Origin of the sequence: Aneurinibacillus thermoaerophilus (assembly GCF_019603355.1) — a bacterium.
Taxonomy (GTDB): domain Bacteria; phylum Bacillota; class Bacilli; order Aneurinibacillales; family Aneurinibacillaceae; genus Aneurinibacillus; species Aneurinibacillus thermoaerophilus.
Genome location: NZ_CP080764.1, coordinates 1,768,916 through 1,787,888, shown reverse-complemented (window position 1 = coordinate 1,787,888; position 18,973 = coordinate 1,768,916). Strand labels below are relative to the sequence as shown.

Genomic DNA, 18,973 nt, shown 5'->3' with positions numbered 1-18,973 from the left:
TAAGCAATAAGGTCTTTCCACTTATAAACTGAAGTTGAAAAAACCAAATTGGTATTTGCTACAAAAAATAGGACGGGCCTTGTTGAAATGAAAGGTGAAATCATTGATTATTTTTTACAATTCTCTCCCCTTCCTTTTTAGGACATATTAAACTCAAAGATTTAAAGCCAATGCATCTTCAAAAACTATATAAGAAGAAACTAGATAATAGCCTTTCTTCTAACTACATTCGTAATATACACTCTATTATCAGAAAAGCACTAAACGCAGCAACAGAGTGAAATTTTATCCCAAAAAACATCGCTTCATTAGCCAAAGCTCCACGGCCAGAGACAACCAATATTAAAACTTGGACATTAGAACAAGCAAACTACTTTTTAGAAGCTATGAAAGGAAACAGCAACTTTATTATATATCTCCTAGCAATTTATACCGGAATGCGCCGAGGAGAAATTCTTGCACTGCGTTGGCAAAATTGTAACTTTGATGAAAAGAAAATCAGCATTCGACAAACGTTATATCGTACAGGCGCTAGCAAACTCCAGTTTCAAGAGCCGAAAACTAGAGGCTCCAAAAGAGTTATTTCTCTTTCCGACTATGCTGTCGCTTGCTTACGAAAACATAAGGCTGAACAAAAGGTGGTCAAAATGTGGTCATTTGCCTATTTTTAAGAAAAAAAGAAGAGAGAACCTCTTATATATCAAGCGTTTTCTCTCCCCACAATCTTTTTTACTTTATTTAATCGGAATAATAATATGATCACCTGGATGTACAATGGCGCTGTCAAGCTTGTTCTCGCGCTGGATATAAAATAATAGCTCGTTAATGGACATGCCAGCCTTCTCATTATAACGATCAGCGATCGACCAGAGCGTATCGCCAGCTTCTACTATCACCTCAACACCAAGTGGGTTCGCTGGCTTATCGTTTCCGCCAATAGATGCAAACACAAGATTTGCCATGCCGAGGATACCCATACCGATAATAATTCCGATAAGTAATGATTTCTTGTTCATCTTCATCGTACTATCCCCCTTCTATTGTTTTCGCTTTCGTTATTGAGAGTTTATGCTTGTCTATGTATAATAGAACTGAATGAAAAAGAACATTTGTTCTTAGTTGTATATCAATATATTAATCAGAACAAGCGTTCTTGTCAACAAAGATTAGAACTTATGTTTGTATACTAGAACAAATGTTGATATAATTAAGAACAAGGAAGATTTCATAGAAAGAATGGGGTGTTAGTATGAAAAAGCTGTCCAGCCGTCAACTTGCCATCCTTGATTACATAAAGAAAGAAGTCAGGGAAAAAGGCTATCCGCCGTCCGTACGTGAGATCGGTGAAGCCGTGGGCCTCGCTTCCAGCTCTACGGTTCATGGACACTTGGCACGCTTGGAGAAAAAAGGACTGATTCGCCGCGATCCGACAAAGCCGCGCGCTATCGAAATTTTAGACGGGGAGCGCAATGAAGCTACAGACGCGTCCGTTAAGACTGTAACGATTCCCGTATTGGGGAAAGTTACGGCCGGTATGCCGATTACAGCGGTGGAAAACATTGAGGAATACTTCGTGTTGCCGGAAAACATGGTTGGAAATGATACGGTCTATATGCTGCGTGTGCAAGGAGAGAGCATGATTGATGCCGGTATTTTAGACGGGGATTACGTCATTGTTCGCCAACAACAAACCGCCAACAATGGGGACATTGTCGTGGCGATGACAGAAGAAAATGAGGCAACCGTTAAACGTTTTTTCAAAGAAAAAAATCACATTCGCTTGCAGCCAGAGAATCCGACGATGGAGCCGATTTTGCTTCCTGCAGTTACCATTCTTGGCAAAGTAATCGGGGTATACCGCAACATTCATTAAATCTAGAGAACTAAAGAAAGCAGCCTTTAAAGGCTGCTTTCTTTAGTTATGCGTGTTTTTGGCAAAAGAAATAATACCAACTATACAGGTTTGAATTTAAGTTTTTATTGACGTCAATAGCATCTATAGCTATACTTTAAGATAATATATCACATCTTTATACTTGGTTTTCTTGTTCTTATCAAGAGTGGTGGAGGGATTAGGCCCAATGAAACCCAGCAACCGGCGGATGCATTCGCAAGGTGCTACATCCTACAGGACATTTTGTTCTGAAAGATAAGAAAGGATCTTTTCTTCTCCTCCTTTCTTCTCTTCAGAAGAAAGCTTTTTATTTATTGAAGGAGGAAATAATATGGAACGCAGTATTACCATCGTGTATCAAAGTCTTGAACTTGTCGCCAGTGTGCATTATCCATGCGAAGAAAAAAGGAAACAAAAGGAGAAATGCTGGCCTGTAATTATTATCTGCCATGGATTTGTCGGTAATCGGATTGGGGTTAACCGCTTATTTGTTAAAGCGGCGCGCAGACTGGCAGCGGAAGGCTATTTTGTTCTGCGCTTCGATTATGCTGGATGCGGAGAAAGCAATGGCGAATACGGTTCTTACGGCATCGATAGTTTTATTGAGCAAACGCGTTATGTACTTGATTATGTACTAAGCATCGATTGTATTGATAAAACACGTGTGTTCTTGCTCGGCCATAGTTTGGGCGGTGCCATTGCCCGCTTGACTGCAGAACGAGATACGCGGGTAAATGCGCTGATTCTTTGGGCACCGGTAGCCCATCCGTTCGCGGATATTACCCGCATCATCGGCAACGATGCATATGAAGAAGCAATGCGAAACGGCGAAACGGAATACAGTGGCTACCGTCTTAAAAAAGAATTCTTCATTTCACTTGCAGAAGCACAACCGCTTGCATCTGGCGCTGGTTTTCTTGATGATGCACTTATTTTGCACGGGACACGCGACGAAGTCATTCCGGTTGACGCCTGCTATTTGTATGAAGGCGTATTGCGGCAGCAGATTACAGGGGAATGTCGTGCGATCACGCTTGAAGGGGCTGATCATACGTTCTCTACCATTTCTGCCTCCGAATTGCTTTTTGCTCATACCTGCTCTTGGCTACAGCAGCTTGAAACCCGGAAAAAGAATTGGAGCGACTGGATCATATGATAGTTGGGAAGGAAAAATGATCAAGTTTTTCGATTCTCAACTTTTCCTTTTCACTAGCTTGGTGGCGATGTGGTGGGACCCCAAATTATTGACTATATCAAAAACTTTAAGGACCAAAAAGAATAGTGCCCCAAATAAAGTAAAAAGGCGGAAAAAACAAAATAGCCATGGCTAAATTACCCCAAAGTCCTAACTTACTTAAATAGTTCATTTGTTTATTTTTTTCAAAGAAAAAGGCAGATATTCCAATTAGTAAACCTATTATATTACTTCCATAAAACAACACCCATTCAGATCCAAATAAGCGAAAACCACTAAAAAAGGCTATTATGGAAAAAACTAAAAACAAAAAAGAAACCAAACCTACAATATTACATGGAGATTTAATTTGATTCATAACAACACCTCAATCATTAGATTTAAATTTATTATATATCATAATTCAAGGAATTTTATCCAAAAAAAAGAAGTAGTGTTTAATACACTACTTCTGTAATGATTCTAATTACCTTTTTAAGTACAATTATATTCATACTGCTTAAGGAAATAAGCATTTATAATAATTGCCCATTCGCTTCCTTCATATACGTAAGGTGCTAAACAATGAATTAACTTTCTATCGCATTCACAATTAAAATAACCATTATTCCCATAACAATCATCGTGATGCTTACAGCACCAGTCAACAGGACTAATTGGTGTTCCAGACCCACACTTAGGACCGCAATAATTTCCATAAATACATGGAAGATCCATTAATTCTGTTTTATTATCAAGACTATCAATTTGATTAATTTTTTCGTTCATTATTTCTTGGATTTCTTGAAACTCATTTTCAGTATGTTGTTTGTTATATACAATACTAACTTGGTTGTCAATAACTTTATAACCAGTAGTTTCGATTATATCTCCTTTCTTTTCAATTTTACTCCCAAAAACTGATTCTACTTCAGACTCAGTAAAAAGAACTTTTATGTTCCCTAATTTGACCTCCAAAACATTTACAATAGTTTCCCCTTTTTTTAATGTAAAAGCTGTGGTTTTTGCTAATAAGATGTTGTCTTTAATTAATCCTTTCAAAAGGATATTAAAGTCTTTATTTTTTTTCGCTTGCTCAACCAACTGTTGCTCCTGAACATCGGATACAAACTGTTTCATAAGTTACACTCTCCTTATTAAAAATTTGGTGGAGGCGGTACTCGGATTCGAACCAAGGATTAAGGTTTTGCAGATCTTTGCCTTACCACTTGGCTATACCGCCAAAAAATTTTTTAGATAAATCACCCCTTTCCTTTCGACAATGACAAGATGTGAGGTTTGTCCCATAGTAAGTTCTGTAAAAATCTTTAATTTTCTTTACTTGTTTTGCAGCATCCATAGCTAACTCCTGAAAAAGTTTTTCCTCTCCATCTGAGCATATGTCTTGCAAGCATTTAGAGTATTGTGCTTGACTTCGCCTTGCTTCTTGGAAACAGCGAAACAATTTCTCTGGAGAACTCATGATATTTTCCCTCCTTTAGCTCTTTTGTGAAGTTCTACTATAGAAAAGGGAATCAAGGTGTAAAATAACAACCACTTTAAAAAAATAGAATTTTGGAATAACTCTAGTACTCCCTTTACTATAATCGCTTTTATTCCATACTTTAGGTGAACGAATGATTAGGTACTGGCTTCTATGTCTTAAAAGGGAATAGGTGATAAAGAAAACAACCAAAAAAAGAACCTTTTATGGAAGGAAGGTTCTTTTTGCATTTCTATTTACTTTTCACTATTCGCTCTCTCTAAAAACTCAAAAAATCCAGGTATATTAGATGTATCAAATCGTTGAATCGCCTTTATCATTTCAATCCGTAGTTCTTGTTCTATATCTTCTTGTTCGGAATAGGTAATAAAACGACTTGATTTTTTAATTTTCGGCTCAAACAATCTAATAATTTTTAACATTGTTTCTTTATCATGAATATTGTCAACCAGTTCATACAATTTTTTCATTTTGTTTCCCTCTTCTTTATTTCGTCAATTAGTTCTTTCACTATATTCTCCAATTGCTGAAAACTTTTTTCTAAGCGAGCCAATAAATAAATCGTAATAAAAATGGGAAAGCCTACATTAGAAATCACCCCTACCCAGTCAAACTGTTCCATAAGAATCCCTCATTTTGTATGCTTCTGCTAGCTTCTTTACTGCTTGTCTATATGATTTAGACACAGCTTGAGGTGTAATACCTAAGATTTTTGCGATTTGTTTATGAGTGAGATTGTCCAGAAAGGATAATTCTAGAATTTCGAGCTGCCGTTTGCTCAATGTAGTTAAGATGTGATACAAAGAAGAGTCTTCGATGTGCTCTAAAAAATTATCTTGTTTATTAATTACTTTTTCCGCAGTATCACTTTCATTTATATCTATAAGATTGCCAATGGTTTCAACGGAATCTCCCTTGTTAATCGGCTGATCGAAAATAAGTAGACAATGATACTGTCTTTTTTTGTGCTTGTGGTAATAATCTCGTGAGGTGTGACTTAGAAGTTTAGACAGATAGTGAGTTAAGCGGATAACAATATAATGCCTTCGGAAGGCTTGATTTAATTCTTCGATATTATCTGCTGTAGGAAAACAAATTGCTTTTAAAAACAAATGAAAATGTTCCTGATTATATAAAAAGCTTTTCACAACACGATTAGATAATCCTCTTTTATATTGTTGAATAAAATTCACTACGCTCCTTTCTAACCCACCTTTTAATTTCCCATAAGAATATGGTTTCTTCAATGATATCCCCCCTTTTTTTATAAAAAAGGGATATATAGGAATTAAAACAACCTTAAATATCAATTAAACATAAATTATATATTTTAGTTGGCTATTGTCCCTAAGAAAAAAGGAGAGGCTACAACCCTCTCCTTTCAATTATTATAAATTACATCCTGCACTACATTTGATTTGTGAAGGGCCACGATACGGAACTCCCCAACCTCAGAAATACGGGCAAAGACCCAGTGTGAAACCGATAATTTATATGCTGGAATTATTATATACTCTTGCTTCTTTTCCATAATATAGATGACGTAATTATTTTGTGTTTTGTGTAAGGTTATTCACCAATATTTAGAGTCTTTTTGTCTTATCCTTCTTCGATCCGAGGTGTCATTTATACAACCAACTGGATTGAACGTACAAACAAAGAAATTCGTAAACGCCTAAAAGCCCATGAACAGCTTATCGAATCTCAAAGCGGCAGAGAAAATTGTGTACCTTACGCTGCAAGACTTACAAGAACGTTGGTCTACCCGCAAGCTAAAGGAATTTGCGTCTGCTTATATGGCATTGCAAGACAAATTTAAACAAAAATATGGAGAGTAGAATCAACTTCCTGTTTGTATGGTAAAAAATAGAAGAACCCGTCGAGGGTTCGGCAGGCCCTCGCTTTTTAGCTTGCCCTTGACTGAACCTTCTGTATTTTTTTCTGAGTCACTAAGGAGGGAGTTGATTCCGATTTTCTATCCACCTCCGGTGGATACCCTGCTTACTTACACAAGATTCTTGACGGTACCATTTGTTCATTAACTTGATTAATTTTTTCTTTTCTTTTTGTTTTTCTTAATTAAATCCATTATAACAACCAAAGTCAGTATAAAAACAGAATGCATTAAAGGTTTAACATAGCTGGGTTCATCGTAGATAAAGTAAGCTACTATAAAGTTAAGTATGAAAGTAATAAAGTATCCCAAAATTTAATCATCTCATTTCATCTCAGAAAGGTTGATTTGTGACTGTGAGCTAAGCAACTTATTAACCTCAGTTATAAATTCAGGTGATGTTTCATTTAACTTTGAAAGTCAATATTGTTTTTCTCTAAGATACTGATAACATTTTCATTTAGTACAGGTGAGACTTTTTCATTGACTTCAGCGGCGGCAGCAAAAGGGGCACTATCTGTCGCAGTTTCGGGATTGAATTATTTGTCCAATTATTCAATTGTTGTCATAGGAGATTTTTCCGATGGACTACTTGGTTCTTCTGCAAATGCAGAAGGTGTAAACAAAGCAGTGATTAATACGGCAGAGGATAAAACTCTTAGTACATTTTTTTCATAAACTTTCCCTCCTATTTGATATATTTGTAAACGAATCATCCATAATACCATATTATATAATATTTTGTAATAAATAGATTATAAAATAAGGAGAAGAACATAATAAAATTCTACAAAGTACTTTTGATTTTTATGTTATCTTCAATATTAACTTTTGATTTTACTAACGCCGTTAGAAGTGCGGATATTCCGTAAAGGGTGCCAGCTGTTAAATACACTGTTTTAACCCCAAATAGATCAGATAATAATCCCATGATTAGTACCGATAAACCAAATACCATGTATATAAGAATCCCATGGGCAGAAAAAACGATTGGCAGGATAGAATATTCTACGTTTTTTTGAAATATAGTTTGTTGAGAGATGTCTCTTAATTGATATGGTATTCCCATTAACAATACGATACCAAGTGATATCCATGGATTGTTATTTAGCGCAAATATAAAAGTAAGGATACAGACTGATAAAGAAGATAAAAACAGACTAACGATGAGTTTTTTATTAATCCATCTAGCTAAAAACCACGCAACTACACTTCCAATCAACATTCCGGTTATATTGCTTGCATTAATAAACCCCCACCATTCTTCACCTTTATAAAGTACTTTCTTTACAAAAACTAGAATAATAGCTCCAATCCAAATACTCCCTGCGAATGTTTCAAAAAGATCCATTAATGTTGCAACTCGCAAAATTTTGTTATTCCAAATATTTATCCATCCAAAGCTGAAACGCTTCCATTTAGATTCCGCGTCTTGGTTTACTGTTGTATCATTTGTTGGATCCTTAATAAAAAACAACGATATTGTGGATAAAGCAAACAAACAAATTGTAATCAATAAAACATAGATCTCTCCAATATAAACGATTAGTATCCCTCCTAAAGACCAACCTAATATCTGAACTATTTGATTAATACTTGATAATAAACTATTTGCTTTTACTATTTGATTTGAGGAAACTAAACGAGAGACTAAGGAATTTCTACAAGGTCTGGTCCAACCGTCTATAAATGAAATTACAAAGACTAAAATCAATATTCCCCCTAAATAGTTTGTTACCATCATTAAAAATACCAGAAAAAAGTTTGAATAATAGGAATCATTGTAGATAAAGTTGCAGATCCAGTTAGCTTATAAATTAAGGTGACAACAGTGATTGTATATAAAGCGTCTCCTAAATTAGCCATAAACTGACCTATTAGAAGTAAGTAAAATGAAAAGTTTTTTATCACTTTTTATCACTTTTTATCCCTCTTTCATGTTCTAATTAAGCACTATAAGAACGAATACAAAACGTTGATGATACGCCTGAAAAATAAGGCTACAGATTGGATGTGGAAGTAAAATCCAGTCTGTAGCCTGTTTTGACAAGTGTCTCAGTCATGTTCTATCTTGCTTTATTTATTATTTTTTACATTTACAGAACAACGATGAAGAACCAGATCATCATAATGAGCTGAATAATGATTTTGGCTATCGTGCTGCTAAGAAATCCCAGTAATGTTCCAAGTGCGATGCGAAATGACTTCTCTGCTCCACAGCCGCGTACAAGTTGAACCAAGAACACAGCCACGAACGGCCCAACTACGATGGAGAGCGGACCAAGAAACAAGCCAAGCACAAACGGCCCAAGTAAAATCCCGGCTACCGCAGCCATCATTGACCATTTATCTCCGCCGTATTTTTTAACAAAGTAAATATTGGAAAGCATATCCGCGCCAATAATAAACAAAGTAAGAATGGTCATCGGCACCCAAAATGTCCATCCGAGCGTCGCGTTATCAATGCCAAACTGGTAAATAAGGAAAGCAAGCCATATTAAAAGCGCGTCAGGGATGACAGGAATGACGACCCCTACAAGGCTTAACAAAAATAACGCACCAATAATAAACCAAAGTGCAAGTTCCATTTGGTTCCTCCTTGTTTTCTATTTTTCCTTTATTTTTATACGTGTATTAAACCACAGAGGAAGCAGTTTTTTGAGCTTTGTTTTTTGGTTTTTTGTATGTATTTTTTGTACGCAGTATTTATATTCTTTTCGTATATTGTCTTATATAACTAACTGTTAATTAACAAAACTTTAAGATAGAAAAACATTCTTTATCATCTTTGAATATCATTTCATAATTAGCCATTCAGAAACGCCTAATCCCAGATGTATTTTATCATATCAGTCGAGAAGATTCTTACTTCTAAGGGATTAGGCGTGGAAACAAATAGTGGCCCATCTAGTGGCTCACCGCTCCGTTTTTCACTTGTGTTGTCTTTCCTTATGTTATCTATCAAAGAGGGCATTCTATCTGTATCTTAGGTATCAAAAGCGGCGTCCGCCTTACTGCCTCCCCTTCTTTACCTCCGCACAACGACCCGGAGTCGGAAACAATTTGTCTGGATTTAGCAAATTCTCCGGATTGAAAACTTCTCTGATTTGAATTTGTGCTTCAATCTCTTCCTCGCTGAATACGTATCGCATTTCTTCTTTCTTCTCAATGCCGACCCCGTGTTCTCCTGTAATCGTTCCGCCGACATCCGCGCATACCTTTAGTACTTCCGAGCCTACTCGAACAGCCAATTCGGCCTCGCCCGGCTTCCGCGCGTCAAACAGAATAAGCGGATGAAGATTCCCATCCCCGGCGTGGAATACGTTAGCGATACGCAAGCCGGAACGTTCGCTGATGGTTTGAATTTCCGCAAGCACTTCCGGCAGACGGCTTCGTGGAATAACGCCGTCCTGTACCAAATAGTCAGGCGAAATGCTGCCCATAGCTGCAAACGCCGTTTTCCGGTTGGCCCACCATCTCATGTGCTCTTTTTCATCTCGCGCCACTTTTACATCAACGACACCCCTTTTCTCACATATGCCGACAATTCGTTCAACTTGCTCGTCAATTCCGGCTGCGATGCCGTCCACTTCAGCCAGAAGAAGCGCCTTAATCCCCGGCGGATGCACGACCGGATATGTTCCGGCTTCCACTCCCTGGATGGCTACTGTATCCATCATTTCCAGCGCGGCGGGAACGATGCCAGCAGCAATGATATCAGACACCGTATAGCTTGCCGCCTCTACCGTATCGAAGTATGCAAGTACCGTTCGCTTGGCTTCGGGATTTTTCAGAATGCGGACAATAATTTTCGTTACGATTCCTAGTGTGCCCTCGGAACCTGTCAAGAGTCCGACCAAATCATAGCCCGGCGCGTCGGGGACACCTCCGATTTCAACAACTTTGCCGTCAGAAAGCACAACTTCAAGGCCAAGCACATGGTTGGTCGTTACGCCGTATTTCAGACAATGAGCACCCCCGGCGTTTTCGGCGACGTTTCCCCCGATCGTACAGGCGTATTGACTGGAAGGATCGGGCGCATAGTAATATCCTTTATGAGAAATTGAATGCGTAAGCTTCAGATTCACGAATCCCGGCTGCACGACCGCCAAGCGGTTCTCAAGATCAACATGCAGCAATTTCTTCATGCGTACCAAACTGATTATGACTTCGCCGCCCAGCGGAGTGGCACCTCCGCTCAATCCTGTACCTGCTCCACGCGGGATGAATGGAATTTTTTTGTTGTGTAAATATTTGACCACCGCAGCCACTTCTTCCGTTGTGGACGGAAAAACAACGGCTCTAGAGAGCCCTTTGTGAATCGTATACCCGTCGCACTCATAGGCAAGCAAATCTTCTTTTTTATACAAAATGGCATCAGGCCCGACGATAGCTGTCAATTCCTGAACGATCCGATCTGGCATCACCTATCCCTCCTTTGCGGTTTGCCTCTGTTCTTCTTGGTATGCCCAATCCAACAGCTGGATTGTGTGCACCGCCTTCTGATTTCGTCCATGCTTTTGTATGCCTATGGCAACTTGCAGCATACAGCCGGGATTCCCCATAGAAATCAATTCCACTTCGCGCGGCACATTTTCCATTTTTTTATCCAAAATCCTGCCCGCCATTTCCGGATGGGTCAGATTGTAAATGCCTGCGCTTCCGCAACAGCGATCAGCGTCAGGAAATTCTACCATCGTTACGCCAGGAATATTTTTGAGGATTTGGCGCGGTTCAAGGCGAATGCCCTGCCCGTGCGCCAGATGACAGGCATCATGATACGTGACGCTAACGTTCAGTTTCGCGCGTGGCTTCCTGTACCCATTATCGTAGAGAAATTTTGCTACGTCCTCCACTTTTCCGGCAAACGTTTCCGCTTTTTCCCTGTATCGCTCATCATGGTGCAGCAGTTCTGGATACTCTTTGAGCGCACAACCGCAACCGGCCGCATTTACTACAATCCGGTCGATGTCGAAAGCGAGAAATGCATCGATATTTCGCCTGGCAAGTTTTTTTCCTTCTTCGCGTTCTCCTGCGTGAACGTGCAGGGCACCGCAACAGCGCTGGTCTTCCGGAATCACAACTTCGTACCCGTTCTTCGTTAGCACACGAATCGTAGCTTCGTTAACCTCTCCAAATATAGCGTCCATCACGCAACCGGTAAAGAAGGCGACACGCTTCCTAACGGGACCTTCCGCTGGTATGATGCGTGGATGCGTCTTCATGATAGGTTTGGAAACGCTCGGCATGACTGCCTCCATATCACGCAAATAGGACGGAAGCAAATGGAGCAAACCGGTTTTTCGCACCAGTTTCTGCAGCCCGCTTTTCTGATAGAAGGCAAATAAACTCCCGAGCGTATGCAGCCGTGCCGGATAAGGAAATACCTTTTTCAGAAACAAATCATTTACTGCCTTCTTCCATCCGGTCAAAGGCATGGCCTGGCGCACCTGCCCTCGCGCTTCTTCAATTAACGTCCCCACCTGCACGCCGGACGGACAAGCCGTCTCACATGCGCGGCAATCCAGACAAGTGAATATAGGATCGGCAAACGCTTCGTTGACATCCATCTTTCCTTCCGCCACGGCTTTTATTAGATAGACACGCCCGCGCGGGGATTGGTGTTCTTGTCCCAGTTCATCATACGTCGGACACGCCTCAAGGCACATACCACAGTGCACACAAGCTGAATACTTGTCCTCGCTCGGCGGATCGGGCCAAAGGTAATTGCCGGAAGAAACACAGACCGGCTCCCGTTTTTCGTGTTCGGCTGAATCTGTGGGCATTTGGCTCATTGTTTATATCCCTCCTATGAACCGTCCTGGATTTAATATGCGGTTCGGATCAATCGAACGTTTTATGCCCTCAAGCAAAAAGAAAGAAGAGGGCGTACCTCCCCATACCTCTATCTTCTGGCGCAGCGCAAGCGGGGCATGCTGAATAATGGCATATCCTCCCTTTCGGCCGATGAACGAACGCACCTCTTCGATATAGGAGAGAAGCGTTTCTTCCGTATGTTCGCCGATATATACATAGCTCAAACCATGGCCTGCTCCTCCCCTAGCCTTCACGGTTATTCCTTTAACCTGACCCAGCATATGACACATGGGCACGATGTCAAGAACATCCATGTTCTTGCTGCCGATTTTCACTGTCACCCTTGCATCCCAAAGACCTTCCTCCTCCGCTCCGCGCGGGGAAATCCGACTAAAATCGTCCCACCATTTTTCCGCCTTTTCACATTCCAGAATGTACATACGGCTGACGGGCGGTCTGTGAGACTGTATCCATTCTTCCTGATAGCGGACGGCCTTTTCGACATCTTCAAACGCGATCGCTAGCATATAGCCATTTTCCCCATACATTCGCTCCGTTAAGGTTGGGCTTAGAAGCTCAAGCGAGAACGGCTCCAATACTGAATCAAGCAGAGAAACGACAAAAGGGCGCATCGCTGCTATATCTTTCTCCGGAAAAACAAGCAGAACCAGGCTCTCATACTGGGGAAGAGGACGAAGTTTCAGCGAAATTTCACTAATTACTCCAAGGGTTCCCATGGAACCGATAAACAGCTTGTTCATGTCATATCCGGCTACGTTTTTCACAACTTTTCCGCCCGTCCGGATCACGGTGCCATCAGGATATACCACCCTCAGGCCGATGACATGGTCTCTGGCCGAGCCGTACCGCAACCGCTTTGGCCCGCTTTCATTCGTCGCCACGACTCCGCCGATCGTGGCGAATTCAGGCCAAGGCGGATCAAGTGGAAGCATTTGCTTATGTGCGGCAAGCCCTTCTTTTAACTCTTGAATGGTCGTGCCAGCTCGTACGGTGACAATCATATCTCCAGGCGAGTGCTCGATGATGCCCTTATATTCGGAAAGAGAAAGCAAAAAGTCGACATTCTCTTTTGTTCCTCCCCATCCCCTTTTTGTACCGCCGCCCTCGGGAATAACTGTGAGGCCACGTTCGTTTGCATGACGCAAAATAAGCGCAATTTCTTCCTCTGTATGGGGATACACCGTATAAGGAGCCGTATTTCCTAACGGGCAGTACGCTCGGCCTGTCTGTCTCCGGATTCGCTGCTGGGAAATCATCTTCTGAAACGGGAATGAAATCACGAATACGCTTCCCCCCTTAGCTTCTTTAAAATGAATGGTACTGCTTTTTGTCTTTTTTTTCAATTTATTTAAAAAATAAAGGCGAAACGTTGCTAGATAGCGCGTTTCACCTTTTTGTCCTAACCTCTCGATATAAAGGTTCCTGCCTGTACTTACTGTGCAACAGGCTCCCTTTCTTTATGTTCTTCAAGTTCATAAAAAGGGAAGGATGGATAGCCGAATTCTAATACATCCTGACAACGGCCACAAATGGTTTCCTCTGTCATTTCGCGATGGCATCGCTGGCAAATTTGTTTTTTTTGCATATGTATCCAACTCCTTTGTTCATAGTTACACTATTTGTTTATATGAAAAATTACAAACAAAATGCCAAAGATGCTTGATGTTCATTTTTTCTGAATATAAGGTCAAAAAAATTAATGATAACCAACAATATAGCCAATAGTCCCATTCACAAAAAAAACCTGTTATTTTTTTCCTATTAATCAATCTCATAGAAACGAAAATTTATTGTTCTTATCCTATTTGAATGTCGGTCTGTGTACCCTTGGCTCTTCTCCAAAATCCATCCATAATTTTGAATTACAAAAATATGTAAGGAGGCAATACATTCATGATGCACAAGCCTTTTTCTTTTCTATCTACCATCTTGGCCGCAAGCTTGCTGGCTGGAAGTACTGTATATGCTGCGCCGCCTGCCCCGATCCAACATGAACACACCGCGCCGGCCCATGCGGATCACCAAATCACGAAACGAACAGACGCCGAAAACATGTACAACACCATCCAATTTCTTTCCCAGGCACCGCGTGTAGCCGGTTCACCAGAGGAATTAAAAGCCGTTCGCTATATCGAGCAACAATTTAAATCATACGGTTATCATGTAGAAGTGCAGCCGTTTCAGTTTGAGGGATATACTGCCCCTTCCGAAGTGACATTAAAAATTGGAACAGAGAAGAAAGAAGGAGAAGCATTTACATATTCCCCGAACAGTGACGTCACCGCCGAACTTGTCTATGTGGGACTCGGCACAACTGCGGATGTAGCCGGCAAAGACTTGAACGGAAAAATCGCCCTCATTCAGCGAGGCAACATTTCGTTCGCTGACAAAGTACGCAACGCGGCCAAGCAAGGGGCCAAAGCGGTTATCATCTACAACAATACGGATGGAAAACTAAACGGAACGCTCGGCGGCTCGGACGCGTCATTCGTAGCTGCTGTCGGTATTACGAAACAGGAGGGGGACGCACTGGCGGCGAATTTGCGAGCGGGCGAAAAGATCACAGCCACTGTAAAAGTGGCGGGCGCTGAAGTAAAAACGCTCACTTCCCACAATGTCATCGCGACTAAAAAACCGGATGCCAACAAGAAAAACACCAATGACATTATTATTATCGGCTCACACCACGATTCGGTGGAAAAAGCTCCGGGCGCGAACGATGACGCTTCCGGCGTGGCGGTCACCCTTGAGCTCGCACGTGTGATGTCCAAACTAAAAACCGATACGGAACTGCGCTTCATCACCTTCGGCGCGGAGGAAAACGGCTTAATCGGTTCGAAGAAATATGCGGCTTCGCTCAGTGAAGATGAAATCAAGCGTACAATCGGCATGTTCCAACTGGACATGGTCGGAAGCAAGGATGCCGGTGACTTAATCATGTATACGATTGACGGCAAGAAAAACCGGGTGACCGACCTAGGTGCTGCAGCAAGCTCCCGCCTCTCCGGTGTGTTGCCATACGGCCAAGAAGGCCGCAGTGACCACGAATCGTTCCATGCGCTTGGCATTCCGGCCGCTCTGTTTATTCACGCTCCAGTCGAACCATGGTACCATACACCAAATGATACGCTTGACAAGATTAGCAAAGAAAAGCTGGACAATGTCGCGGATATTGTCGGCTCTGCCGTATATCAGGCTGCCCGTCCAGGCGAACTTGTCATTGAGCCGATCGATTATCCAAGAAGAAATGTGGAATTACAAAACTAACCGTTAAGATTCCGTTTTTATAACGCAAAACAATTCCAGCAAATAAATAACCTGAGCCCCGTCAAATATGGGGCTCAGGTATCTCCATCGTCGATTATGGCCTTACTTAATATTTGCTTCCTTTAAGTAAGGAAATGCCCTCGCTCATGCTCCCTCACCTTTTTGCATAAAAACGAGGGCCCTATTCTTCATCCCATTCCATCGGCACAGTTACATATTGGCCTGTCAGAGCATCCACATACCCATATTCTTCCGAATGGCCCCACGCATAGATAAGGATGGGGGAAGGCGCACGCTGATCCATGTATCTTGGCCAAATGTATTGCAGCTTCAACGGTTTGTTCTTCAGGAAAGTTTTAAGCGCCTGTTCCTTCGTTACGATATTCTGTGCGTCAGGTAAGTTCAGTTCGTCTCGCGGAGCCGCAAAGGAGAATCCGCTCACTTTGCCTGTTCGCTTATCCACCGTTACGGAGTAGGAACGATCCTGTACGGGAATACCCTCGTGCAATTCATAAAAAGAAAACCAATATTCGTTTGGCCCACTTGCCATCATCTCTGGCGAAAGTTTGCTTTTATCAACCCAGGCCGGGGGTTCCAGTTCCTTCCAAATAAAATCTGTCCATTGAATGTGCTTGGCCGTTGGCCCAGCATACTTCTCCAAAAAGGCAAGCGCCGTATCAAGCGCCTGTTCTTTCGTTGCCATCGTCGCATTTGCCTCTTGTTCTTTTTCTGTGTACATCGACCAGCTGGCGCTTTGCACACGTCCCGTCTTCTTCTCTACCATGGCATGCAAGGTGATTCGAGGGTCTTCTGTCTCGAAATTGTATGACTGATACGGACTGTTTTCCTCTTCAGTCATAAAATGCTCGCTCCGCCGCAGCTGGGATATAAACTGCTCGACACCAAACAGTTTTGCCAGCGTCTGTTTCGCTTCTTCCTCAGAACGAACGATGAGCGATTGCCCTTGCGGATTGAGCGTGATTTCTTTCTTCGAGACGGAGCTATCCCTGTCTTTTCTCCATTCTTCCCCGCTCAGTATATCAATTGGTTTTCCGTTTTCAGGATGAAGATACGTATAACCGAGAAAATCATACTTCAGTACCGGTTTCGTTTTTTGTTCGGAGTATGGGTGGCTACTGTATTTCTCCGGTTGTGCTTCTACATAGTTTAGCTCCAAGCTATCAGCGGTGGCGATTTTTTGCTTGATCTCTTCTACAGACTTAGCAGTATCCGGCTTCGGTGCAGAAACTTTGTCAAGGTCCACTGGCCTGTATGTATAGCTTACAACATGGCCGAAAGCATCAATGCCCAATTGCGGTCCTTCATAGAGAATGGGAAGGCCGTTCAGCATAAGTGGGAAATCCACATGGCGCTCACTCCACTCCGTTTTTGTCCCATCCTCGTGATGGATAGCAGAACCGCTTCCACCGCTCAATCGCGGTTCTCCGAATTGTTGCCTGTTTTCTGCACCAAACCACTGCGTAAGGAACCGCTCCGCCGCCTCAAACGCCAGCTGGCGCGACGGATTTTTCTCAGACGCCCATTCCAACAATTGCAGATTAAAGCTCAACAGTTCTCCGGTCTTGCCATCAAACTCAAGATAGGCACTTGATTCTCCCCTCTGCTCCCTTTCCGCTTCTGGCAAACGATTACTCAGATGCACAAAAAATTTGCCGTCTCTTTCTGAGGTACCGCTTGTAACAATGTGCAGTTTTTTCAATTCAGGCTGCAGCGCAAATAACCTGTCCATCGATTTCTGCACAGCGGGTGGAATAGGAGCAAGAAGTTCACTTGCATCAGCCGCTTCCACAGGCTGGATCATCTCGCTCCCCGTCTCGGCGGCAAGAGCCGGAACGGCAGGAACGAACGAAGAGGCCAGCAGCAAGGCAGCCAATGGTAGCGAATGTTTCATCACAAATCCCCCTTCTGAATAAAAATAGAAACTATTTCCATCATACATGAAATCATTGAAATAGCAACCATTTTCTAAAAAAAACAAGAAAATCTTGATTCAGCACCGATTTATCCCTTCGAATATTTGTTTGTTTTTTAGGAGGATTTTTCATTTGCAGGGCTTTTTTACACTGTCAACCACAAGGGAATAATATCAGTCTGCCCTAATTTTTGTTTGTACTGCTTTATTCATCCATGAAGGGGGATCACTGAAGTCAGCAAACAATCCTTTGTTTCTTTTTTCTAAAAATAAATGAGTGATGGTCTCGTAACCTAGATCGTTCGGGTGTACCACATCTGCTAACAGATGTGGTTTGTTCAAGAAATCATGAAAAGGCTCAACCAAATGGGAGTTATATCGCTTGGCCAGCATCCCGTATATTTTGTTTACCTTTTGCAAGAGCATATTGGCAAAAGAATATAAAGCATCATCAGGGTGTCCAGGATTATAAAATCCCATAATCATAACTTCAGCATTGGGATTATCAAAAGTAATTCGTTGCAATAACTGATTAACATTCCGCTTTAATTTGTAAATGGTTGTGAAATAATCAGCCATGCTTCCTTTTCTTTTATATGTTTCAATAAGATCAATTCCCCCGATAGTAATGGTAATATTTGTAGCCTTTTGCCATTGCTCCCTTACAGGGGTTTTTTCGATATACTGTAAAAGTTCGCTACTGCTCATGCCGGAGCGACCAAGGTTTACATATTGACAATAAGGTGTTTGCCTTATGGCCTTAAAAAATTTTGCTGCAAAAGAGGATTCGATACTTGAGGCTCCAACGCCTTCGGTTAAAGAGTCTCCCATTGCTACATAATATACTCGATTTTCCATGATTCTCCCCCTTATTGACGATCATAGGAATAATGAACAAGTACATTATTTCCTAAAAGGAAAGAAGTTATGAAGCCTTAATTAGGAGAGGTTTTACTTTGTTTCCATGTAATCGTTGAGCTGTATAGCATAAAGATATGAAAGAATTAAGTCTTGTCCATAAGCCATGCTTTTTCAGTATAATACAAGCAAGGAGGGAGAACCGATGTCAAAAAAATATTTTACTGTCGCGGAAGCAAATCAACTGTTACCAATGATTCGCGAAGAAATCGCGGCGCTACAGCAGATTCGCAACGAATTCCGACAGAAATATCTTGAGCTGACGACATACAAAAAACGACACGTCCAACAGGCCGCACTTGATACACAGGAAGAATATATCTTTAAATTAGAAAGCAGCATGGAATTTTTAGAAATACAGGCGAAGATGCATGTCAACAATATCCGTAATCAGGGGGCCCAATTAAAAGAAATCGAGCCGGGGCTGGTTGATTTTCCAACGATTATAAATGGAGAGGAAGCGCTGTTGTGCTGGCGGGAAGGCGAAGAAAAAATTACGCACTATCACGGTCTTTATGATGGGTTCGCTGGGAGAAAAAAATTGGAATGAT

General features: G+C 41.6%; 21 protein-coding genes, 1 tRNA gene, 1 pseudogene and 1 riboswitch. Of the genes and pseudogenes, 7 read left to right on the top strand and 16 right to left on the bottom strand.

Going from position 1 to position 18,973, the window contains the following annotated elements; genetic code table 11:
* The first annotated feature begins 287 nt into the window (after positions 1 to 287).
* Positions 288 to 671: a site-specific integrase gene (locus tag K3F53_RS19910; protein ID WP_409338416.1), complete on the top strand. Its 384-nt coding sequence runs from the start codon at positions 288 to 290 to the stop codon at positions 669 to 671.
* Positions 672 to 734: 63 nt separating this feature from the next.
* On the opposite strand, the gene yneA is transcribed toward K3F53_RS19910, so the two are convergent.
* On the bottom strand, positions 735 to 1,022 hold the full coding sequence (yneA, locus tag K3F53_RS09315) for a cell division suppressor protein YneA (RefSeq protein ID WP_057898844.1): 288 nt from the start codon (positions 1,020 to 1,022) through the stop codon (positions 735 to 737).
* A 227-nt stretch (positions 1,023 to 1,249) separates the two neighbouring features.
* Here yneA and lexA point away from each other — a divergent pair, with 227 nt between their 5' ends.
* Both lexA and K3F53_RS09305 read left to right on the top strand, forming a co-directional pair.
* Positions 1,250 to 1,873, top strand: a complete 624-nt coding sequence (lexA, locus tag K3F53_RS09310; protein ID WP_057898845.1) for a transcriptional repressor LexA — start codon at positions 1,250 to 1,252, stop codon at positions 1,871 to 1,873.
* A 175-nt stretch (positions 1,874 to 2,048) separates the two neighbouring features.
* Positions 2,049 to 2,156: riboswitch (SAM riboswitch) on the top strand.
* A gap of 69 nt (positions 2,157 to 2,225) precedes the next feature.
* Positions 2,226 to 3,050 carry an alpha/beta hydrolase gene (locus tag K3F53_RS09305; RefSeq protein ID WP_220560597.1) on the top strand — a complete coding sequence of 275 codons (825 nt, stop codon included), beginning with the start codon at positions 2,226 to 2,228 and terminating at the stop codon, positions 3,048 to 3,050.
* Positions 3,051 to 3,156: 106 nt separating this feature from the next.
* Here the strand turns inward: K3F53_RS09305 and K3F53_RS09300 are convergent, their stop codons facing one another.
* The 7 genes from K3F53_RS09300 to K3F53_RS09270 all read right to left on the bottom strand — a co-directional run bounded on the left by K3F53_RS09300 (position 3,157) and on the right by K3F53_RS09270 (position 5,819).
* Positions 3,157 to 3,447, bottom strand: coding sequence for a hypothetical protein (locus K3F53_RS09300; RefSeq protein ID WP_057898847.1), 291 nt, complete (start codon positions 3,445 to 3,447; stop codon positions 3,157 to 3,159).
* Positions 3,448 to 3,563: 116 nt separating this feature from the next.
* Entirely contained in the window at positions 3,564 to 4,208 is a 645-nt protein-coding gene (locus K3F53_RS09295) for a phospholipase A2 family protein (RefSeq protein ID WP_057898848.1), read from the bottom strand.
* A gap of 29 nt (positions 4,209 to 4,237) precedes the next feature.
* Positions 4,238 to 4,311: transfer RNA gene (locus tag K3F53_RS09290), tRNA-Cys, on the bottom strand.
* Positions 4,291 to 4,551: a hypothetical protein gene (locus K3F53_RS09285; protein ID WP_082705981.1), complete on the bottom strand. Its 261-nt coding sequence runs from the start codon at positions 4,549 to 4,551 to the stop codon at positions 4,291 to 4,293. The genes K3F53_RS09290 and K3F53_RS09285 overlap by 21 nt, the downstream gene beginning before the upstream one ends.
* A gap of 257 nt (positions 4,552 to 4,808) precedes the next feature.
* The gene (locus K3F53_RS09280) at positions 4,809 to 5,042 is read right to left on the bottom strand and encodes a helix-turn-helix domain-containing protein (protein ID WP_057898849.1); all 234 of its coding nucleotides are present in this window, start codon (positions 5,040 to 5,042) and stop codon (positions 4,809 to 4,811) included.
* Entirely contained in the window at positions 5,039 to 5,194 is a 156-nt protein-coding gene (locus tag K3F53_RS09275) for a YvrJ family protein (protein ID WP_082705982.1), read from the bottom strand. The genes K3F53_RS09280 and K3F53_RS09275 overlap by 4 nt, the downstream gene beginning before the upstream one ends.
* Positions 5,181 to 5,819, bottom strand: a complete 639-nt coding sequence (locus tag K3F53_RS09270) for an RNA polymerase sigma factor (protein ID WP_220560591.1) — start codon at positions 5,817 to 5,819, stop codon at positions 5,181 to 5,183. The genes K3F53_RS09275 and K3F53_RS09270 overlap by 14 nt, the downstream gene beginning before the upstream one ends.
* Positions 5,820 to 6,163: 344 nt before the next feature.
* Between K3F53_RS09270 and K3F53_RS09265 the strand changes: the two are divergent.
* Both K3F53_RS09265 and K3F53_RS09260 read left to right on the top strand, forming a co-directional pair.
* Positions 6,164 to 6,410 (top strand): annotated as a pseudogene (locus K3F53_RS09265) (transposase); the annotation flags it as partial.
* 539 nt (positions 6,411 to 6,949) lie between these two features.
* On the top strand, positions 6,950 to 7,144 hold the full coding sequence (locus K3F53_RS09260; protein ID WP_220560590.1) for a hypothetical protein: 195 nt from the start codon (positions 6,950 to 6,952) through the stop codon (positions 7,142 to 7,144).
* A 109-nt stretch (positions 7,145 to 7,253) separates the two neighbouring features.
* Here K3F53_RS09260 and K3F53_RS09255 read toward each other — a convergent pair whose 3' ends face one another.
* The 6 genes from K3F53_RS09255 to K3F53_RS09230 form a co-directional block, all read right to left on the bottom strand.
* Positions 7,254 to 8,210, bottom strand: a complete 957-nt coding sequence (locus K3F53_RS09255; RefSeq protein ID WP_343211536.1) for an MFS transporter — start codon at positions 8,208 to 8,210, stop codon at positions 7,254 to 7,256.
* 352 nt (positions 8,211 to 8,562) lie between these two features.
* Positions 8,563 to 9,054, bottom strand: coding sequence for a DUF456 domain-containing protein (locus K3F53_RS09250; protein ID WP_057898853.1), 492 nt, complete (start codon positions 9,052 to 9,054; stop codon positions 8,563 to 8,565).
* 423 nt (positions 9,055 to 9,477) lie between these two features.
* Positions 9,478 to 10,890: an FAD-linked oxidase C-terminal domain-containing protein gene (locus K3F53_RS09245; RefSeq protein WP_220560586.1), complete on the bottom strand. Its 1,413-nt coding sequence runs from the start codon at positions 10,888 to 10,890 to the stop codon at positions 9,478 to 9,480.
* 3 nt (positions 10,891 to 10,893) lie between these two features.
* Positions 10,894 to 12,261: a (Fe-S)-binding protein gene (locus K3F53_RS09240; RefSeq protein ID WP_408863316.1), complete on the bottom strand. Its 1,368-nt coding sequence runs from the start codon at positions 12,259 to 12,261 to the stop codon at positions 10,894 to 10,896.
* A 3-nt stretch (positions 12,262 to 12,264) separates the two neighbouring features.
* Positions 12,265 to 13,584, bottom strand: a complete 1,320-nt coding sequence (locus K3F53_RS09235) for an FAD-binding oxidoreductase (RefSeq protein WP_057898855.1) — start codon at positions 13,582 to 13,584, stop codon at positions 12,265 to 12,267.
* A gap of 152 nt (positions 13,585 to 13,736) precedes the next feature.
* Positions 13,737 to 13,889, bottom strand: coding sequence for a hypothetical protein (locus tag K3F53_RS09230; protein WP_175493568.1), 153 nt, complete (start codon positions 13,887 to 13,889; stop codon positions 13,737 to 13,739).
* A 308-nt stretch (positions 13,890 to 14,197) separates the two neighbouring features.
* Between K3F53_RS09230 and K3F53_RS19660 the strand changes: the two genes are divergently transcribed.
* Complete coding sequence (locus K3F53_RS19660) at positions 14,198 to 15,571, top strand: M28 family peptidase (RefSeq protein ID WP_091260238.1); 1,374 nt, start codon at positions 14,198 to 14,200, stop codon at positions 15,569 to 15,571.
* Between the two features lie 181 nt (positions 15,572 to 15,752).
* On the opposite strand, the gene K3F53_RS09220 is transcribed toward K3F53_RS19660, so the two are convergent.
* Both K3F53_RS09220 and K3F53_RS09215 read right to left on the bottom strand, forming a co-directional pair.
* Positions 15,753 to 17,483, bottom strand: a complete 1,731-nt coding sequence (locus tag K3F53_RS09220; RefSeq protein WP_057898856.1) for a YcdB/YcdC domain-containing protein — start codon at positions 17,481 to 17,483, stop codon at positions 15,753 to 15,755.
* Positions 17,484 to 17,678: 195 nt separating this feature from the next.
* Positions 17,679 to 18,362 (bottom strand): SGNH/GDSL hydrolase family protein, encoded by a 684-nt coding sequence (locus K3F53_RS09215; protein ID WP_057898857.1) that lies wholly within the window; start codon positions 18,360 to 18,362, stop codon positions 17,679 to 17,681.
* Positions 18,363 to 18,567: 205 nt separating this feature from the next.
* On the opposite strand from K3F53_RS09215, the gene K3F53_RS09210 reads away from it, so the two are divergent.
* A complete protein-coding gene (locus tag K3F53_RS09210) occupies positions 18,568 to 18,972 on the top strand; it encodes a DUF2203 domain-containing protein (protein WP_057898858.1) in 405 nt (134 codons plus the stop codon).
* Position 18,973: the final 1 nt, after the last annotated feature.

Bases quoted from the DNA above. Each gene is read 5' to 3' on its own strand.
- K3F53_RS09300 (WP_057898847.1), bottom strand. From the start codon at position 3,447: ATGAATCAAATTAAATCTCCATGTAATATTGTAGGTTTGGTTTCTTTT.
- K3F53_RS09275 (WP_082705982.1), bottom strand. From the start codon at position 5,194: ATGGAACAGTTTGACTGGGTAGGGGTGATTTCTAATGTAGGCTTTCCC.
- lexA (WP_057898845.1), top strand. From the start codon at position 1,250: ATGAAAAAGCTGTCCAGCCGTCAACTTGCCATCCTTGATTACATAAAG.
- K3F53_RS09280 (WP_057898849.1), bottom strand. From the start codon at position 5,042: ATGAAAAAATTGTATGAACTGGTTGACAATATTCATGATAAAGAAACA.
- K3F53_RS09210 (WP_057898858.1), top strand. From the start codon at position 18,568: ATGTCAAAAAAATATTTTACTGTCGCGGAAGCAAATCAACTGTTACCA.
- K3F53_RS09295 (WP_057898848.1), bottom strand. From the start codon at position 4,208: ATGAAACAGTTTGTATCCGATGTTCAGGAGCAACAGTTGGTTGAGCAA.
- K3F53_RS09245 (WP_220560586.1), bottom strand. From the start codon at position 10,890: ATGCCAGATCGGATCGTTCAGGAATTGACAGCTATCGTCGGGCCTGAT.
- K3F53_RS19660 (WP_091260238.1), top strand. From the start codon at position 14,198: ATGATGCACAAGCCTTTTTCTTTTCTATCTACCATCTTGGCCGCAAGC.
- K3F53_RS09220 (WP_057898856.1), bottom strand. From the start codon at position 17,483: ATGAAACATTCGCTACCATTGGCTGCCTTGCTGCTGGCCTCTTCGTTC.
- K3F53_RS09305 (WP_220560597.1), top strand. From the start codon at position 2,226: ATGGAACGCAGTATTACCATCGTGTATCAAAGTCTTGAACTTGTCGCC.
- K3F53_RS09215 (WP_057898857.1), bottom strand. From the start codon at position 18,362: ATGGAAAATCGAGTATATTATGTAGCAATGGGAGACTCTTTAACCGAA.
- K3F53_RS09240 (WP_408863316.1), bottom strand. From the start codon at position 12,261: ATGAGCCAAATGCCCACAGATTCAGCCGAACACGAAAAACGGGAGCCG.
- K3F53_RS09285 (WP_082705981.1), bottom strand. From the start codon at position 4,551: ATGAGTTCTCCAGAGAAATTGTTTCGCTGTTTCCAAGAAGCAAGGCGA.
- K3F53_RS09255 (WP_343211536.1), bottom strand. From the start codon at position 8,210: ATGATGGTAACAAACTATTTAGGGGGAATATTGATTTTAGTCTTTGTA.
- K3F53_RS09230 (WP_175493568.1), bottom strand. From the start codon at position 13,889: ATGCAAAAAAAACAAATTTGCCAGCGATGCCATCGCGAAATGACAGAG.
- yneA (WP_057898844.1), bottom strand. From the start codon at position 1,022: ATGAAGATGAACAAGAAATCATTACTTATCGGAATTATTATCGGTATG.
- K3F53_RS09250 (WP_057898853.1), bottom strand. From the start codon at position 9,054: ATGGAACTTGCACTTTGGTTTATTATTGGTGCGTTATTTTTGTTAAGC.